Source organism: Candidatus Pantoea deserta (assembly GCF_003813865.1).
GTDB lineage: Bacteria > Pseudomonadota > Gammaproteobacteria > Enterobacterales > Enterobacteriaceae > Pantoea > Pantoea deserta.
Window position 1 is genome coordinate 259201 of record NZ_RMVG01000002.1, and the last position, 15977, is coordinate 275177.

Genomic DNA, 15977 nt, shown 5'->3' on the forward strand with positions numbered 1-15977 from the left:
TGTACGGGCCGAGTCGCTTCGGCCCGGATACGGCGGAGCCGAATCAGTACAGCAGCGAGTAGAGCTGACGGCGATAGCGCGCAGCAAGGGCATCGCCCGTCCCGAGCGCCGCCAGAATCTCCTGTAGCATTTTACGTACCTGTCCGTCACCCGCATTTAAATCGCGCTTCAGGAAACCGAGCAGCAACTCCAGCGCCTCTTCGTTGCGCCCTACCTGGTGCAGCTGTAACGACAGCTTAGCAGCCAGCTCCGCATTCGCGGGATCGCTCTCCAACTGCGCCTGCAACTGCTGAATTTCCGGCGTATCGGCCGCCTGCTTCAGCAGCTCGATCTGCGCGATCAGGCTCTGATAGCGCGTGTCCTGATCCTGCAACGGCACTTTCGCCAGCACCTCTTCCGCCTCGTCGCTGCGGTTCAGGCTGATTAACGCCTCCGCCAGCAGGAAACCGATTTCGCTTGCCTGACGGCTGAGCTGCCAGGCCTCTTTAAGCAGCGGCAGCGCTTCCAGCGGCTTGCCTTCGTCCATCAGCGCCAGCGCCTGCTGCGCCTTCAGCTCTTCTTCGCGCGGCAGCACTTTTTCCAGCAGCGCGCGGATCGCCTCTTCCGGCTGCGGTCCCTGGAAGCCGTCCACCGGCTGACCGTTCTGGAACAGGTAGACCGTTGGAATCGAGCGCAGGCCAAACTGGGAGGCGACCATCTGCTCTTTATCGCAGTCGAGCTTCGCCAGAATAAACTGACCGGCATACTCCTGCGCCAGGCGCTCCAGCAGCGGCGTCAGCTGCTGACAATGTTGGCTGCGCTCCGACCAGAAATAGAACAGCACCGGGATCTGCATGGACTGTTCCAGCGTCTGGTGCAGGTTGGATTCGTTGATGTCGATAATCGAAGCGTGTGGTGACATGACTCAGTCTCTTGGCAGAAAGTGTTTAAAGAATATGGGGTCGAATGCGCCCGCTTCAAGATGAAATGTCAGTGGCTGCCTAAAATGCGATCCAGCATCCAGCCTGGCAGCACTCGTTTCAGGACGCTCATCACATGTGCGACCAGCGTCACCGGATAGCGCTGGCGCGGATGGCGGCTCTCCAGCGCGTGGCGCAGTTTGGGCAGAACGGCTTCCGGCGGCAGGGTAAAGCGCGCGGCGATACCGGGATTGCGCACGGGTTTACCCGGCTCTCCCTGCGTGACATTGTCGGTAAAGCGGGTCTGAATCGGACCAGGCTCAAGCAGGCTGACGCGCACGCCGCTGCGGCGAACTTCCATGCGCAGCGCGTCGCTCCAGGCTTCCAGCGCATATTTGCTGGCGGCATAGGCGCCGCGCCCCGGCGTGGAGATTAGCCCCATCACCGAGCTGGTATTGACGATGCGCGCGTCGCCGTGCGCCTCCAGCGCGGGCAGCAGCCGCATCGTGAGCTGATGCGTGCCGAAAAAGTTGGTAGAGAACTGCCGCTCCAGCTGCTGACGCGACAGCGTGCGCAGCGGCCCATACAACCCGAAACCGCCATTGTTAAACAGCGCGAACAGGCGATGGTCCGTCAGCGCCAGAATCTCATCGGCCGCGCGGTCGATGCTCTGCGCATCGTCGAGATCCAGCGCTACGCCGGTAAAGCCCAGCGCGTTCATCCGCGCCACGTCTTCCGGTTTGCGGCAGGCGGCGATAACGCGATAGCCGCGCGCCAGCAGATCGGCCGCCGCAACCTGGCCGATTCCGCTGGAACAGCCGGTTATTACAATGGTTTTTTGCATATCTTTACCCATAAAAGCGCGTCGCGGTCGGTTACTCGTGCTTAACTAAAGGAGCCAGCTCTTTCGCCATCAGCTCGGCGATAAAGGGCTGCGCGTCAGGATTCGGATGGATGCCGTCCTGCTGCATCCATTCAGGTTTCAGATAGACCTGCTCCATAAAAAAGGGCACCAGAGGAATGTTGTACTGCTGTGCCAGTCTGGGATAGATCCCGCTGAACGCTTCCGTATAACGCCGCCCGTAGTTAGCGGGCAGACGCACCTGCATCAGCAGCGGGCTGGCGTTCGCCGCCTTTACGTCGTCGATGATTTTACGCAGATTTTGCTCAATGCTCTGCGGCGGAAAACCGCGCAGGCCGTCATTACCGCCCAGTTCGATTAACACCCACTGCGGCTGATGCTGTTTTAATAGCGCGGGTAAGCGCGCCAGCCCCTGCGCAGCGGTATCCCCGCTGATGCTGGCATTGACGACTTTTGGCTGCTGCTGCCAGTGCGTGTTCAGCAGGCTCGGCCAGGCCGCGCTGGCCGACATGCGATAGCCCGCACTCAGGCTGTCGCCTAAAACTAATAAGGTGTTCGCTGCGGCGATATGCGACGCCAGCAAAAGAGCGAAAAACAGGAAAGAGTAATGCCAGCGGAAAACATTCTTGAAGTTCATCATCTTACAAAGTCCGTCGGTCAGGGGGAACACCAGCTGACCATCCTTACCGGAGTTGACTTCATTGTCAAACGGGCCGAGACCATTGCGCTAATCGGCGAGTCCGGCTCCGGTAAATCCACGCTGCTGGGTATCCTGGCGGGCCTTGACGACGGCAGCAGCGGCGAGGTGAATCTGCTGGGCCAGCCGCTACACCGGCTGGACGAAGAGCAGCGCGCCGCCCTGCGGGCGACGCAGGTCGGCTTTGTTTTTCAGTCATTTATGCTGGTGCCGACGCTCAATGCGCTGGAAAACGTGCAGCTGCCCGCGTTACTGCGCGGCGACAGCGACCGCCAGAGCCGCGAGCAGGCGCGCGAGCTGCTTATTCAGCTGGGGCTGGGGGAGCGCCTGACGCATCTGCCTGCGCAGCTTTCCGGCGGCGAACAGCAGCGGGTGGCGCTGGCGCGCGCCTTTAACGGTCGCCCAGGTCTGCTGTTTGCCGATGAGCCGACCGGCAACCTCGATCGCAAAACCGGCGACCGCATCGCCGATCTGCTCTTTTCCCTCAACCGCGACTACGCCACCACGCTGATCCTGGTGACGCATGATGAACAGCTGGCGGCGCGCTGCGACCGTCGCCTGCGCCTGCGCGACGGCAAAGTGTGGGAGGAGCGATGATCTGGCGCTGGTTCTGGCGCGAGTGGCGTTCGCCCTCGCTATTGATTGTCTGGCTGGCGCTGACGCTGGCGGTGGCCTGCGTGCTGGCGCTCGGCACCATCAGCGACCGTATGGAGAAGGGGCTGAGCCAGCAGAGCCGCGACTTTATGGCGGGCGACCGCACGCTGCGCAGCAGCGCGGCGGCGCCGGAAGCCTGGCTGGCGAAGGCGCGGGAAGAGGGGCTGAGCGTCAGCGGACAGCTCAGCTTTATGACCATGACCTTCGCTGGTGAGACGCCGCAGCTGGCGGCGGTGAAGGCGGTGGATAACCACTATCCGATGTTTGGCGAGCTGCAAACCGATCCTCCAGGCCTGAAACCTCAGCCCGGCACCGCGCTGGCCGCGCCGCGTCTGATGGCGCTGCTTAACCTCAGGGTCGGCGACAGGCTGGATGTCGGCGACGCCAGCCTGCGCATCGCGGGCGAGGTGATTCAGGAGCCAGACGGCGGCTTTAACCCGTTTCAGATGGCGCCGCGCCTGTTGATTAACCTGGGTGACGCGCAGAAAACGGGCGCGATCCAGCCCGGCAGCCGCCTGACGTGGCGCTATAAGTTTGCCGGCAATGCCGCGCAGCTGGCGCGCTATGACCGCTGGATCCAGCCGCAGCTTAAGGCCGATCAGCGCTGGATTAGCGTGGAAAATTCAGAGGATGCGCTGGGCCGGTCGATGCAGCGCGCCCAGCAGTTTCTGCTGCTGTCCGCGCTGCTGACGCTGATGCTGGCGATTGCCGCGGTGGCGGTGGCAATGAGCCACTACTGCCGCAGCCGCTACGATCTGGTGGCGGTGCTGAAAACCCTGGGCGCGACGCGCGGCGCGCTACAGCGGTTGATTATCGGCCAGTGGCTGGCGGTGCTGCTGCTGGCCGCCCTGGGGGGCGGGGCGCTGGGACTGGGCGTCGAGGCGCTGCTGATGCAGATGCTGAAGCCGGTGCTGCCCGCTACGCTGCCGCCTGCCAGCGGCTGGCCGTGGCTCTGGGCCGTCGGCTCGCTGTTTGTGATTTCGCTGCTGGTGGGGCTGCGCCCCTACCGCCTGCTGCTGGCGACGCAGCCGCTGCGCGTGCTGCGGCGTGACGCGGTGGCGACGCTCTGGCCGCTGAAGCGCTACATTCCGGCGATGGCGGCGCTGGTGGTTGCGCTGCTGGCGCTGCTGGTGGGCGGCAGCAAGATGCTGTGGGCGCTGCTGCTGGGCGTCGGGGCGCTGGCGGGGCTGCTGGCGCTGCTCGGCTGGGGCGCGCTGCTGCTGCTGCGACGGCTGGCGGTGCGCGGCCTGGCGCTGCGGCTGGCGATCAACCGTTTGCTGCGTCAGCCAGCGATGACGCTGAGCCAGCTGGCGGCCTTTTCATTCTCCTTTATGCTGCTGGCGCTGCTGCTGGTGATGCGCGGCGACCTGCTGGATCGCTGGCAACAGCAGCTGCCGCCCGACAGCCCGAACTTTTTCCTGCTTAATATGACGCAGGATCAGGTGCCGCAGGTGCGCGATTTTCTCGCCTCGCATCAGGTCAAAACCGAGACCTTTTATCCGATTGCGCGGGTGCGGTTGACGGCGCTGAATGGCAAAGAGGCCGATCCCAGTCTGGACAATGCGCTGAACCGCGAGCTGAATCTGACGTGGATGAGTGAGCGTCCGGATCACAATCCGCTGGTGGCGGGAAGCTGGCCGCCCGGACCGGGCGAAGTATCAATGGAGGTCGAGCTGGCCGATCGGCTCGGCGTCAGGCTGGGCGATACCCTGACCTTTACCGGCGATACCCAGGCGTTTAGCGCGAAGATTACCAGCCTGCGTAAGGTGGACTGGGAGAGCCTGCGGCCTAACTTTTTCTTTATCTTCCCGCCTGGCGCGCTCGACGCGCAGCCGCAAACCTGGCTTACCAGCTTCCGGCTGGATAACGATCCGGCCTTACTGGCGCAGCTTAACCGCGCGTTTCCAACGCTGAGCCTGCTGGATATTGGCAGCATTATGCGGCAGATCGGTCAGGTGTTGACCCAGGTGAGCCAGGCGCTGGAGATTATGGTGGTGCTGGTAACGATCTGCGGCGTGCTGTTGCTGCTGGCGCAGATTCAGGTCGGAATGCGGCAGCGACGTCAGGAGCTGGTGGTGTGCCGCACGCTTGGCGCGGGTAAAAAGCTGCTGCGCGCGACGCTGTGGTGGGAGTTCGCGCTGCTTGGCGGCCTCGCCGGCGTGGCGGCGGCGCTGGGCGCGGAAGCGGCGCTGTGGGCGTTGCAGCGTAAAATTTTTGATTTTCTGTGGCAGCCCGACTGGACGCTGTGGCTGGCGCTGCCGCTGTGCGGCGCGCTGCTGCTGTCGCTGTGCGGCGGCTGGCTGGGCGTGCGGCTGCTGCGCGGCAGGGCGCTGTTTCGCAGCATGGAATCAGCCTGACGTCAGTTCGCCGCCGGCGCCTGCGAGCGGATAACCGGGCGCTGAGCAGAGAGCGCCCCTGTCAAAGGCAAACGGCGGATGCATTTTGAATCGCCTGAGGCGCTGGCCCGTTACGGGCGCGCCTCAGGGAGAAGGGGTGTAGCCATACGGGCCGGGAGGCCGTTGTGACGATCGAGCCGGGTTATTCGCGCGGCCCCGTTACCGGAGCCTGGCGATTCGCACCAGCTATGCGCGCGCGTTACCGGCAGCCCGGCGACTGGGCCAGGCTATTCGAGGCTGACTATTCGGGGCTGGCTATACGGCGCTTCACCGGCAGCCCTGGCGCAGCGTCAGAACGTCTCAATCGCCCAGGCAATGCCGCTGGCATAGTCCGGCGGCAGCATTGGCGCCAGCGCCTTCAGCGCGGCGGTCAGTCGCGCGCTGTCGCTGTCGGTCAGGTTAAGATGGCCCACCTTGCGGCCTGGACGCACCTCTTTGTCATACCAGTGCAGGTGCACCAGCGGCTGCTGTAGCCAGTCGCTGTTCAGCGCCGTGCCGATCAGGTTCACCATTACCGAGGGCGCGAAAACCACCGGCTGCGGCAGCGCCAGCCCCAGAATGGCGCGCAGATGCAGCTCGAACTGGCTGATGGAGGCGCCGTTCTGCGTCCAGTGCCCGCTGTTGTGCACGCGCGGCGCCAGCTCGTTAATCAGCAGGCCTTCTGGCGTCACGAAACACTCCATCGCCATCACGCCGACATAATTCAGCTCCTGCATAATGGCGCTGAGCATCGCTTCGGCCTGCGTCTGCTGCGCGGCATCCGCCTGCGGAAAGGCAACGCTGGCGCGCAGAATCCCTTCCTGATGCAGATTGTGCGTCAGCGGGTAGAACACCGTGCGGCCGTCCTGACCGCGCGCGCCCACCAGCGACACTTCGCCAGAAAAGTTGATGCCCTGCTCGACAATGCACTCGCCGTAGCACTCATCGGGCAGCGCGGCGGTCTCATCCGCGCGCAGCCGCCACTGACCGCGACCGTCATAGCCGCCGGTGCGGCGCTTAACGATCGCCAGTTCGCCCAGCGAGGCGAAGACCTGCGGCCACTCGCTTTTATCCGCCAGCAGCTGCCAGGGCGCCGTGGCGAGGTTCAGCTGGTCGAGCAGCTGTTTTTGCGTCAGGCGGTCGGCCAGGCGCGGAAAAATATCACGGTTAACAAACGCCGGATGCACCGCCAGCTCGCGCGTCAGCGCGGTCTCCGGCCAGCGCTCGATCTCGGCGGTAATCACGCTCTGCGCAATCGGCAGCGCGTCGGGTTCGGCGTCAAGCCCCACCGGATAGACGGCAATACCCAGCGGCTCGCCCGCCTGACGCAGCATACGGCCCAGCTGGCCGTTACCCAGTACGCAAACCGGCTTCATGCTTCCTCCCGCGGGTCCGGGTTATTCAGCACCTCGTCGGTCTGCGCCTGACGCCAGTCGCTGAGGCGCGTGGCCAGCGCCGCGTCGTGGATCGCCAGGATCTGCGCGGCCAGCAGAGCTGCATTGGCCGCGCCGGCTTTGCCGATGGCTAAGGTGCCGACCGGAATGCCGCGCGGCATCTGCACGATAGAGTAGAGGCTGTCAACGCCGCTCAGCGCCGCGCTCTGCACCGGCACGCCCAGCACCGGCACCAGGGTTTTCGCGGCCAGCATGCCCGGCAGATGCGCCGCGCCGCCTGCGCCCGCGATAATCACCTGAAAGCCGTTATCCGCCGCCGTTTCGGCGAAGCTGAACAGTTTATCGGGGGTGCGGTGTGCGGAGACCACTTCGACATGGAAGGGCACGTCCAGGCTGGTGAGAATGTCCGCAGCGAACTGCATGGTAGCCCAGTCACTTCTGGAACCCATTACAATGGCAATGCGGGCCGGGGCGGCGTTGGATGACATGCGGTCAACTCCTGTGAATAAACAAACGAACCTGGCCGGTCGGTCAGGTAAAGAAGGGCACAGAGAATAGCATGAGAAAGCAGCGAGGAAAACGGTTGCGTCCCTGCTTTTGCGGCAGTTTACGCCGCTTTTCACCAGTCAAATTCAATCAGGCTAATACCGCTGGCGTCGAGCTGGATCATAGAGCCGCGCTCGTGCCATGCGCCTAAGACGGCACGTTCGGCAGGCTGGTTAGCGAGGGTAAAGCGATGTATAGCCGGGCGATGGGTATGACCATGGATCATCATCCTGACCTGCTGGCGCTGCATGGTCGCCGCAACCGCCTGAGCGTTGACGTCCATAATGCTCAGCGACTTGTGCTGATTCGCCTGTTTGCTGCCGTCGCGCATCCGTGCGGCAATGCGTTTTCGCACTAACAGCGGCAGGGCGAGGAAGAGACGTTGCAGCCAGCGCTGATGCGCCTTTGCGCGAAAACGCTGATAGCCCGCGTCGTCGGTGCAGAGGGTATCGCCATGCAGGATCAGCAGACGATGGCCATAGCACTCCAGCACCTGCTCTTCCGGCAGCAGCGTCATGCCGCTGGCGCGGCCATACGCCTTGCCCAGCAAAAAGTCGCGGTTGCCGTGGATAAAGTAAACCGGAACCGGCAGCGCACGCAGCGCGTCGGCAACCTGCTGGTGCAGCGGGTTGGGATCGTCATCGCCAATCCAGGCTTCGAAAAGATCGCCAAGGATATAAAGCGCGTCGCAGTGCGAGGCTTCGCGGGCCAGAAAACGCAGAAAACCGGCGGTAATCGCCGGTTCTTCCTGGCACAGATGCAAATCTGCGATAAACAGAGTGCGCGACATTACTCGCTGACGGTCACTTTCTGAATAACAACGTCATCTTTCGGTACGTCCTGATGCATGCCGCTGCGACCGGTTGAGACCGCTTTGATTTTATCGACCACGTCCATGCCTTCTACCACTTCAGCAAAGACGCAGTAGCCCCAGCCTTGCAGGCTTTCGTCGCGGAAGTTCAGGAAGTCATTGTCGGCAACGTTGATAAAGAACTGCGCGGTGGCGGAGTGCGGAGCGGAAGTACGCGCCATAGCCAGGGTGCCGCGGGTATTTTTCAGGCCGTTGTTCGCTTCGTTGCGGATTTCCGCTTTGGTCGCTTTCTGCTTCATGCCCGGCTCAAAACCGCCGCCCTGAATCATAAAGCCATTGATGACACGGTGGAAAATAGTGTTGTCATAAAAACCTTCACGGCAGTATTCGAGGAAGTTTTGCACGGTAGCAGGCGCTTTATCGTCGAAGGTTTTAATTACGATGTCGCCGTGGTTGGTCTGGAAGGTAACCATCATTCTCGTCCTGTAAAGGTTGTCGTCAGCTGTCTGGCCGCCGTAAAACCGGCTGGCCATTTTTGTCGACGCCTCTTATATCATAAATTCCGATGACGCGTCAGCCCGCCCGCAACGCTCCAGGCACGCTGCCGTCGCGCAAGCGTGAAAAATACGGCACAATAACTGAATAACCTGATAAAAGTGTTTACCGCACTCGTCTAAACGGAACTGTTCAATGCTAAAGATTTATAACACCCTGAGTCGACAGAAAGAGGAATTTAAGCCTATCCATGCTGGTGAAGTCGGCATGTACGTGTGCGGTATCACGGTGTACGACCTTTGTCATATTGGCCACGGACGTACCTTTGTGGCCTTCGACGTGGTTTCGCGTTATCTGCGCTACAGCGGCTATCGTCTTAACTATGTGCGCAATATCACCGACATCGACGACAAAATCATTAAGCGCGCCAACGAGAACGGCGAGAGCATTGAAACGCTCACCAACCGCATGATCGGCGAAATGCACAAGGATTTCGCCGCGCTCGGCATCCTGCCGCCGGATCAGGAGCCGCGCGCCACGCGCCATATCGCGGAGATTATTGAGCTGGTGGAGCGTCTGATTGAACGCGGTCACGCCTACGTCGCCGATAACGGAGACGTGATGTTTGACGTGCCGAGCGATGCCGATTACGGCGCGCTGTCGCGTCAGGATCTGGAGCAGTTGCAGGCCGGCGCGCGCGTGGAAGTCGCCGACGTGAAGCGCAATCCCATGGACTTCGTGCTGTGGAAGATGTCAAAAGCCGACGAGCCGGCCTGGCCGTCTCCGTGGGGCAATGGCCGTCCGGGCTGGCATATCGAGTGCTCGGCGATGAACTGTAAACAGCTTGGCGCGCACTTCGATATTCACGGCGGCGGCTCCGATCTGATGTTCCCGCACCATGAGAACGAGATCGCGCAGTCTACCTGCGCCCATGACGGCCCTTATGTAAATTACTGGATGCACTCCGGCATGGTGATGGTGGATCGCGAGAAGATGTCGAAATCGCTGGGCAACTTCTTTACCGTGCGCGACGTGCTGAAGCATTACGACGCCGAAACGGTGCGTTACTTTCTGATGTCAGGCCACTACCGCAGCCAGCTTAACTATGGCGAAGAGAACCTGAATCAGGCGCGCGCGGCGCTGGAGCGCCTGTACACCGCGCTGCGCCACACCGATCGCGCCGTAGCGGCCGCAGGCGGCGAAGAGTTTGACGCGCGTTTTCGTGCGGCGATGGATGATGACTTCAATACGCCAGAAGCCTACTCCGTGCTGTTCGATATGGCGCGCGAGGTGAACCGCCTGAAAGGCGAGAACCGCGATGCGGCGAATGCGCTGGCGGCGAAGCTGCGCGACATCGCTAATGTGCTGGGCATTCTGCAACAGGATCCGGAACAGTTCCTGCAAAGCGGCGCGCAGAGCAACGCTGACGAAGTGGCCGAGATTGAACACTGGGTGCAGGCGCGCGCCGAGGCGCGTAAAGCGAAAAACTGGGCGCAGGCCGATGTGGCGCGCGACAAGCTGAACGAGCTGGGCGTGATCGTGGAAGACGGGCCGCAAGGCTCGACCTGGCGTCGTAAGTAATATCAGAGAGGAGGGCGCGCAAGCGCCCTTTTTTTATGCCGGTTGAAAAAATTGAGATTCGTGGTTTTCGCTCGGTGCGACAGCTAACGCTGTCGCTAAAGCCGCTTAACGTTATCAGCGGGCCGAACGGCTGCGGTAAATCCAACCTCTATAAAGCGGTCAAACTGTTGCATGACGCCGCCTGCGGTCGGCTGGCGGCGGCGCTGGCGGAAGAGGGCGGGATTCAGAAAGTGATGTGGGCGGGCGGCCTGCGGCGCGGCGATCGACGCCACGACCCGAAGCGCCTGACGCTGGCGGCGCAGATGGACGATCTCGACTATCAGCTCGATATGGGGTTTCCAGAGCCGCTGGCCACCTCGCTGTTCAACCTCGATCCGCTGGTAAAAGAGGAGAGTATCTGGCTGAGCGGTCAGCGGCGCAGACCCTCCTCCTGCATTATGCAGCGGCAGAACCAGACGGCGTTTTTGCATAACGTCGAGGGTGAGCGCGTGTCCTATCCGGCGGCGCTCCATCCCGACGAGTCGCTGTTCGGCCAGCTGGGCGAGCCGCACCGCTACCCTGAGCTGTCACAGCTGCGCGAACGGCTGCGACAGTGGCGCTTTTATCATGAGTTTGCCGTCTGGCCCGGCTCGCCGATCCGCGCGCCGCAGATCGGGATACGCTCGCCGGTGCTGGCGCACGATGGCAGCAATCTCGCGGCCGCCTGGGCGACGATAGTTGAGCGCGGCCATCATGAGCTGCTGTATGCGGTGACCGCTCAGGCATTTCCCGACTGCGAGTTTCATGTTGACGTGCAGAACGGCCGCTTTCAAATGCAGATGTCGCGGCGCGGCGTGCTGCGTCCGCTCGACAGCGTAGAGTTTTCAGACGGCACGCTGCGCTTTCTCTGCCTGGTCGTGGCGCTGCTCAGCCCCAGACCGCCGCAGTTTATGGCGCTTAACGAGCCGGAGAATAGCCTGCATGACGATCTGCTGCCCGCGCTGGCGCACCTGATTGCCGAGGCGAGCCAGTTTTGTCAGCTGTGGATCACCAGCCATTCGCCGCGTCTGGCGCACCTGATTGCGCAGCATGCGCCGGTGAATCATATTCGGCTGGAGCAGGTTGAGGGCGAGACGCGTATTGCGGAGGAGTAGGGCGCCCCGCAGGGCGCCGCGGGTCAGGCGGTAACGGTGACGCGCTGTCCGGCAAACTCAACGGTTTGTCCGGCCACGATTTTACAGCGCTTACGGGTTTCGACCGCGCCGTCAACGGTGACTTCACCGTCAGCAATAACGATTTTCGCCTGCGCGCCGCTCTCGACCCAGCCTTCCAGCTTCAGCAGATCGCACAGGTCGACGTGCGGGAATTTACCCAGTGAAAAGCTCGCCATTACGCTTCCTCTTTATCGTGATACGTTTCGCACGCGTGCAGCGTGTTTTCAATCAGCGTAGCAACGGTCATGGGTCCGACGCCACCCGGCACAGGGGTGATGTAAGAGGCGCGCTCGGACGCGGTGTCGAAATCGACGTCGCCTACCACTTTGCCGCTTTCCAGTCGGTTAATGCCGACATCGATCACCACCGCGCCTGGCTTGATCCAGTCTCCCGGAATAAAGCCGGCTTTGCCGACCGCTACGACCAGCAGATCGGCGTGCTCGACGTGGTGACGCAGATCTTTGGTGAAGCGGTGGGTTACGGTGGTGGTGCAGCCCGCCAGCAGCAGCTCCATGCTCATCGGACGGCCAACGATATTGGATGCGCCGACCACTACCGCGTTGAGACCGTAAGTGTCGATATTGTAGCGCTCCAGCAGCGTTACGATGCCGCGCGGCGTGCACGGGCGTAGCGTGGGCGCGCGCTGGCAGAGACGACCAACGTTGTAAGGATGGAAACCGTCGACGTCTTTGTCAGGGGTGATGCGTTCCAGCACTTTGACGTTATCGATACCGGCCGGTAGCGGCAGCTGTACCAGGATGCCGTCGATTTCATGGTCTTCATTCAGATCGTCGATCAGCTGTAACAGGTCTGCTTCGCTGGTGGTGGCGGGCAGATCGTACGAGCGGGAGACAAAGCCCACTTCTTCACAGGCGCGGCGTTTACTGCCTACGTAAATTTGCGATGCCGGGTTTTCGCCTACCAGAACGACTGCCAGACCAGGGGCGCGTTTACCGGCTGCCAGACGCTGCTTTACTTTTTCCGCAACCTCAAGGCGCACCTGCTGCGCAATCGTTTTACCGTCAATAATTTTTGCTGCCATCAGAGAGGAAATCCACTGTGTTGTGTTAAATCGGGGAAAGGCGCCTATTCTGTCAGAAGCGTGACGTGCTGTCAGGTTTTGAATCGCCGCTGGTTGTCTGATTCTTCGGCATACGCGTCGCACAAACGGCCAAAACCGTTGACTCGTTGAGGTCTCGCCGTATAATCCTCGCCATCCCCGTGCGCCCTTAGCTCAGCTGGATAGAGCACCGGCCTTCTAAGCCGTAGGTCACAGGTTCGAATCCTGTAGGGCGTGCCATTTAAAATCAATAAGTTACTTGCTCCCTCCTGCTTTCAAATTTTCCCCATGAGACAGATTGGGGACGCGAATACCAAAAATTGCATCAATATGTCTCGCATGCTCCGTAACATGGCTGGGCGCCAGGTGCGCATACCGCTGTACCATTTCGATGCTTTCCCATCCGCCTATTTCCTGCAATGCAGACAGCGGAACGCCAGACTGAATCAGCAGGCTCGCCCACGTATGCTTCAGGTCGTGAAAACAGACATCCAGAATTGAAACTGAGCGCTCGCCTGATAAATTCTGCCAGACTCAAAGACCCACATAAGCTCTCAAAGAGCGCCGGGGTGTACTTGCTTGTTCCTGATATGACCTTTAGCCATGCGGGGAAGCTCATGTCGGCCGTCCGCTTTATGCCATCAACGCACGGCCGGGCGGACATAATGAAGCCGGTTTTCATATACACTTTCGGGGATGATTATCGTCCTGCATATAAGGAGAATGATATGTCAGTTTCTGCACGTAATCAGCTGCACGGAAAGGTTTCTGCAATTCACCCCGGGTCCATTAATGATGAAATTGAGATTGCCCTTGATAAAGGGGGGCGACTGGTCTCTGTGGTGACCAGTAGCAGCAGGCTCAGGCTGGGTCTGGAGAAAGGGAAAGAAGTAATAGCACTTGTCAAAGCCCCCTGGATTATTCTTGCTTCTGAGGATAACGGCATGTTGTTTTCAGCCCGTAATCAGTATCCAGGTCAGGTCACCTCGCTTGAAAAGGGTGCGGTTAACGCCACTATTCACATTCTGACAGATGAAGGTTCGAACCTGACTGCTGTAATTACAAACGAAAGCATGGCAGAGATGGATATTAGTGAGGGAAAAAGAGTTGTTGCCCTGATTAAAGCGTCTTCTGTATTGCTTGCAGTAAAACAGCCGGGCACATCAGCATAAGTTTTTTCTGCACAGGACGGCGTCTGATTTGCGCCGCTGTTATGAATGCTATCCTCGTTGTGAAGAGACAGGCTTCCTTTTTGAACGGTACGCCTGGCTATATAAAAGCGTTTTGCTAATCGGTTAATCCCTCTCCTCAGACCCGGCAGAGCAGCAGAACCGCGGCATAAAGAAAGCCGCAACCTTTCCATGTTGTTATATAGAACCGGGCGGCCGCCGGTTATCTTACTGACCGATAGGTTGATAGCCCTGCCATTCAGGCTTAAAAGGCGTGCCGTTTTCTGCGAGGGTGAGATGAATATATTTATCTGCCACCTTCTCCAGCAAAATGCAGTCATCCACATCTTTAAGGTTATCTTTATGCTGATGGAGCGCGCCGTTGAGCAGCGTTGCCAGACCTTTCTTTTTAGCTTCTTTGCTGTTTTCCGCCACAAACAGGTCAAAGGCGTGTAGCTCTGCCAGAGACGAAGGATGATAGGCACCGGCGTTAACGAACCACAGCCGTTTGCTGTTTTCAGACGGCATATCCGCCAGAGTCACGGCATAACCATCGGCCCAGGTAACTCGCGCATAGCCATCAATGTGTAATTTGTCAGCATCGCCAAACCAGGCTTCACGCAGCGCCGGCCAGGCGTCCTCCGGCTTTTCTGCCGCCACGAACTGCACATCATGCACTTCAATATTGGATCGGCCGGCATTGCCGCCGATGTAAAACATAAACAGATTCACGCTTTTCTCCTTTTGCTACGCGTCAGGCATAGCAGGTAAAAATTTCATTAGCGTTATATACGATACCACATAGCGAAACAGCAAGCAGGAACAGAGAAGAGATCAGCTCGATACGCCCGCCATGCCGCTCCGGCACCCAGCGCCTTATCATCAGGATATAAAACGATAAAACGGTAAAGTCGAAAAAAATCCATACCAGAGAAAGCGTCATAATGCTGGTGGTAAAGTCCTGCGTGACCGCGATGAACTGCGGAAAAAAAGCGACAAAGAAAAGAATATCTTTGGGGTTAGAAATTCCCGTTAAAAACCCCCGGACAAAGCCACCCGACTCACGTAACGGCGTCGTTTCTTTAGCAGATGACTTCTCAAAAACGGCCCTGATGCTGGCAACCGCTCCCCAGCCGATATACAGCGAGCCTGCCGTTCCCAGCAGATAAAGAAACAGCGGGGAAAGAGAAATGACGCCAGCCAGCATCAGCGCGGCAAGCATAATCAGCACCAGCGATGCGCCGTTTGTGCCCGTGACCGTGGCAAACGCCTTGCGACTGCCGTAACGTGCCGCCGTGCCGGTCACCAGCGCCACCACCGGGCCTGGAGTGAGCAGCAGCATTAATACCGCCAGGATATAAGCGATCAGCAGGGTCAGGTTCATTGTTCAGGTTTATCTTTTCGTATATGCAGAGGACAGCGCGCGAGATTCAGAGCGCCGGGTTCGTCAAGCTGATACTGTTTCCATTCCAGGCTGTTCTCATCCCCGTAAAAACCAAGTTCAGACGGAACGTAGCCGTTGTTGTAGTTACAGACGCGGTGGCGTATTTTTTCCCTTATCTTAATCCCTTTGGGATCGCGCTGACTGGCCAGAATGTCAAAGTGTGGACGGGGATTGATGATGAGTACCGCTCGCTTGCCCAGATTACGGCTTCGCAGCCGTGAATGTCCCGGACAGCTTATATTGACGAACAGCTCCACACCGCCGAAGCAGAACGACCAGGCACTGTCCTGCGGATTTTCAGGAATATGTTCAGGCCAGGAGTGAGTGTCGTTATCATGCAAAAACTGTAGCTGCTGCCAGGCGAACTGCTGCGCTTCGGCGAGCGTGTGCAGACCTGAGCGTTCGAATATCAGTATCAGCGGACTGTAAAGCCGGGCTTCTTCCGGCAGCGTTTTCGTGCGGTGAACAAATTGCTGCATCACCGCCAGAAGATCCTTTTCAGTCGCTTGCTGGCTAATCAGGCCAAACAGCAGCGTTTCAGACTTCCACGCATGACGGGCAAACAGGCAGGGAAATTCCCGGTCGGCAAGCCGAAAAGCGATATCGCGAAAACCCTCTGTTTTCCAGTCGTGCATCAGGCAATGGCTGTCGGCATCCCGGCTGAGCATCATCAGGTCAGCCTGCCTGATGATTGTTCCTGTTTTAAACAACACGTCATCCACTGTTAACCCTCCGGCAATCCATTTCGTCGCGCCAGATTATTGCCTCACTGAAGAGGGTTGAAAAACGGATAAAAC

17 protein-coding genes, 1 tRNA gene and 1 pseudogene are annotated in these 15977 nt (G+C 59.7%); 6 read left to right on the plus strand and 13 right to left on the minus strand.

The window, feature by feature from the left end; genetic code table 11:
* Positions 1–43 precede the first annotated feature (43 nt).
* The 3 genes from BBB56_RS03820 to tesA all read right to left on the minus strand — a co-directional run bounded on the left by BBB56_RS03820 (position 44) and on the right by tesA (position 2401).
* On the minus strand, positions 44–901 hold the full coding sequence (locus BBB56_RS03820; protein WP_123798958.1) for a co-chaperone YbbN: 858 nt from the start codon (positions 899–901) through the stop codon (positions 44–46).
* A 68-nt stretch (positions 902–969) separates the two neighbouring features.
* The gene (locus BBB56_RS03825) at positions 970–1743 is read right to left on the minus strand and encodes an SDR family oxidoreductase (RefSeq protein ID WP_123798960.1); all 774 of its coding nucleotides are present in this window, start codon (positions 1741–1743) and stop codon (positions 970–972) included.
* Between the two features lie 31 nt (positions 1744–1774).
* Entirely contained in the window at positions 1775–2401 is a 627-nt protein-coding gene (tesA, locus tag BBB56_RS03830) for a multifunctional acyl-CoA thioesterase I/protease I/lysophospholipase L1 (protein ID WP_123798962.1), read from the minus strand.
* Between tesA and ybbA the strand changes: the two genes are divergently transcribed.
* The gene (gene ybbA / locus BBB56_RS03835) at positions 2369–3055 is read left to right on the plus strand and encodes a putative ABC transporter ATP-binding protein YbbA (RefSeq protein ID WP_123798964.1); all 687 of its coding nucleotides are present in this window, start codon (positions 2369–2371) and stop codon (positions 3053–3055) included. The genes tesA and ybbA overlap by 33 nt on opposite strands.
* Positions 3052–5469, plus strand: coding sequence for a putative ABC transporter permease subunit YbbP (ybbP, locus tag BBB56_RS03840; protein WP_123798966.1), 2418 nt, complete (start codon positions 3052–3054; stop codon positions 5467–5469). The genes ybbA and ybbP overlap by 4 nt, the downstream gene beginning before the upstream one ends.
* 329 nt (positions 5470–5798) lie before the next feature.
* Here ybbP and purK read toward each other — a convergent pair whose 3' ends face one another.
* The 4 genes from purK to ppiB form a co-directional block, all read right to left on the minus strand.
* Complete coding sequence (gene purK / locus BBB56_RS03845) at positions 5799–6863, minus strand: 5-(carboxyamino)imidazole ribonucleotide synthase (protein ID WP_123798968.1); 1065 nt, start codon at positions 6861–6863, stop codon at positions 5799–5801.
* Positions 6860–7369: a 5-(carboxyamino)imidazole ribonucleotide mutase gene (gene purE, locus BBB56_RS03850; protein ID WP_123798970.1), complete on the minus strand. Its 510-nt coding sequence runs from the start codon at positions 7367–7369 to the stop codon at positions 6860–6862. Before purE ends, purK begins: the two co-directional genes overlap by 4 nt.
* 131 nt (positions 7370–7500) lie before the next feature.
* Positions 7501–8217: a UDP-2,3-diacylglucosamine diphosphatase gene (gene lpxH, locus BBB56_RS03855; protein WP_123798972.1), complete on the minus strand. Its 717-nt coding sequence runs from the start codon at positions 8215–8217 to the stop codon at positions 7501–7503.
* A complete protein-coding gene (gene ppiB, locus BBB56_RS03860) occupies positions 8217–8711 on the minus strand; it encodes a peptidylprolyl isomerase B (protein ID WP_123799424.1) in 495 nt (164 codons plus the stop codon). Before ppiB ends, lpxH begins: the two co-directional genes overlap by 1 nt.
* 217 nt (positions 8712–8928) lie before the next feature.
* Between ppiB and cysS the strand changes: the two genes are divergently transcribed.
* Together cysS and BBB56_RS03870 are read left to right on the plus strand one after the other, a co-directional pair.
* The gene (gene cysS / locus BBB56_RS03865; protein WP_123798974.1) at positions 8929–10314 is read left to right on the plus strand and encodes a cysteine--tRNA ligase; all 1386 of its coding nucleotides are present in this window, start codon (positions 8929–8931) and stop codon (positions 10312–10314) included.
* A 35-nt stretch (positions 10315–10349) separates the two neighbouring features.
* A complete protein-coding gene (locus BBB56_RS03870; protein WP_123798976.1) occupies positions 10350–11447 on the plus strand; it encodes an AAA family ATPase in 1098 nt (365 codons plus the stop codon).
* A 23-nt stretch (positions 11448–11470) separates the two neighbouring features.
* Here BBB56_RS03870 and ybcJ read toward each other — a convergent pair whose 3' ends face one another.
* Both ybcJ and folD read right to left on the minus strand, forming a co-directional pair.
* Positions 11471–11683: a ribosome-associated protein YbcJ gene (gene ybcJ / locus BBB56_RS03875; RefSeq protein WP_123798978.1), complete on the minus strand. Its 213-nt coding sequence runs from the start codon at positions 11681–11683 to the stop codon at positions 11471–11473.
* Positions 11683–12549 (minus strand): bifunctional methylenetetrahydrofolate dehydrogenase/methenyltetrahydrofolate cyclohydrolase FolD, encoded by an 867-nt coding sequence (folD, locus tag BBB56_RS03880; protein ID WP_123798980.1) that lies wholly within the window; start codon positions 12547–12549, stop codon positions 11683–11685. Before folD ends, ybcJ begins: the two co-directional genes overlap by 1 nt.
* A gap of 181 nt (positions 12550–12730) precedes the next feature.
* Between folD and BBB56_RS03885 the strand changes: the two genes are divergently transcribed.
* Positions 12731–12807, plus strand: a tRNA-Arg gene (locus BBB56_RS03885).
* A gap of 15 nt (positions 12808–12822) precedes the next feature.
* On the opposite strand, the pseudogene BBB56_RS03890 reads toward BBB56_RS03885, so the two are convergent.
* Positions 12823–13059 (minus strand): annotated as a pseudogene (locus tag BBB56_RS03890) (tyrosine-type recombinase/integrase); the annotation flags it as partial.
* A 236-nt stretch (positions 13060–13295) separates the two neighbouring features.
* On the opposite strand from BBB56_RS03890, the gene BBB56_RS03895 reads away from it, so the two are divergent.
* Positions 13296–13739 carry a TOBE domain-containing protein gene (locus BBB56_RS03895; RefSeq protein WP_123798981.1) on the plus strand — a complete coding sequence of 148 codons (444 nt, stop codon included), beginning with the start codon at positions 13296–13298 and terminating at the stop codon, positions 13737–13739.
* Positions 13740–13964: 225 nt separating this feature from the next.
* Here the strand turns inward: BBB56_RS03895 and BBB56_RS03900 are convergent, their stop codons facing one another.
* Genes BBB56_RS03900 through BBB56_RS03910 form a run of 3 tightly spaced genes read right to left on the minus strand, consistent with a single transcriptional unit; the run spans position 13965 to position 15851 of the window.
* Positions 13965–14468: a DUF1543 domain-containing protein gene (locus BBB56_RS03900; protein ID WP_123798983.1), complete on the minus strand. Its 504-nt coding sequence runs from the start codon at positions 14466–14468 to the stop codon at positions 13965–13967.
* A gap of 22 nt (positions 14469–14490) precedes the next feature.
* Positions 14491–15120 carry a LysE family translocator gene (locus tag BBB56_RS03905; RefSeq protein WP_123798986.1) on the minus strand — a complete coding sequence of 210 codons (630 nt, stop codon included), beginning with the start codon at positions 15118–15120 and terminating at the stop codon, positions 14491–14493.
* Entirely contained in the window at positions 15117–15851 is a 735-nt protein-coding gene (locus BBB56_RS03910; protein WP_233592985.1) for a YqcI/YcgG family protein, read from the minus strand. The genes BBB56_RS03905 and BBB56_RS03910 overlap by 4 nt, the downstream gene beginning before the upstream one ends.
* Positions 15852–15977 lie beyond the last annotated feature (126 nt).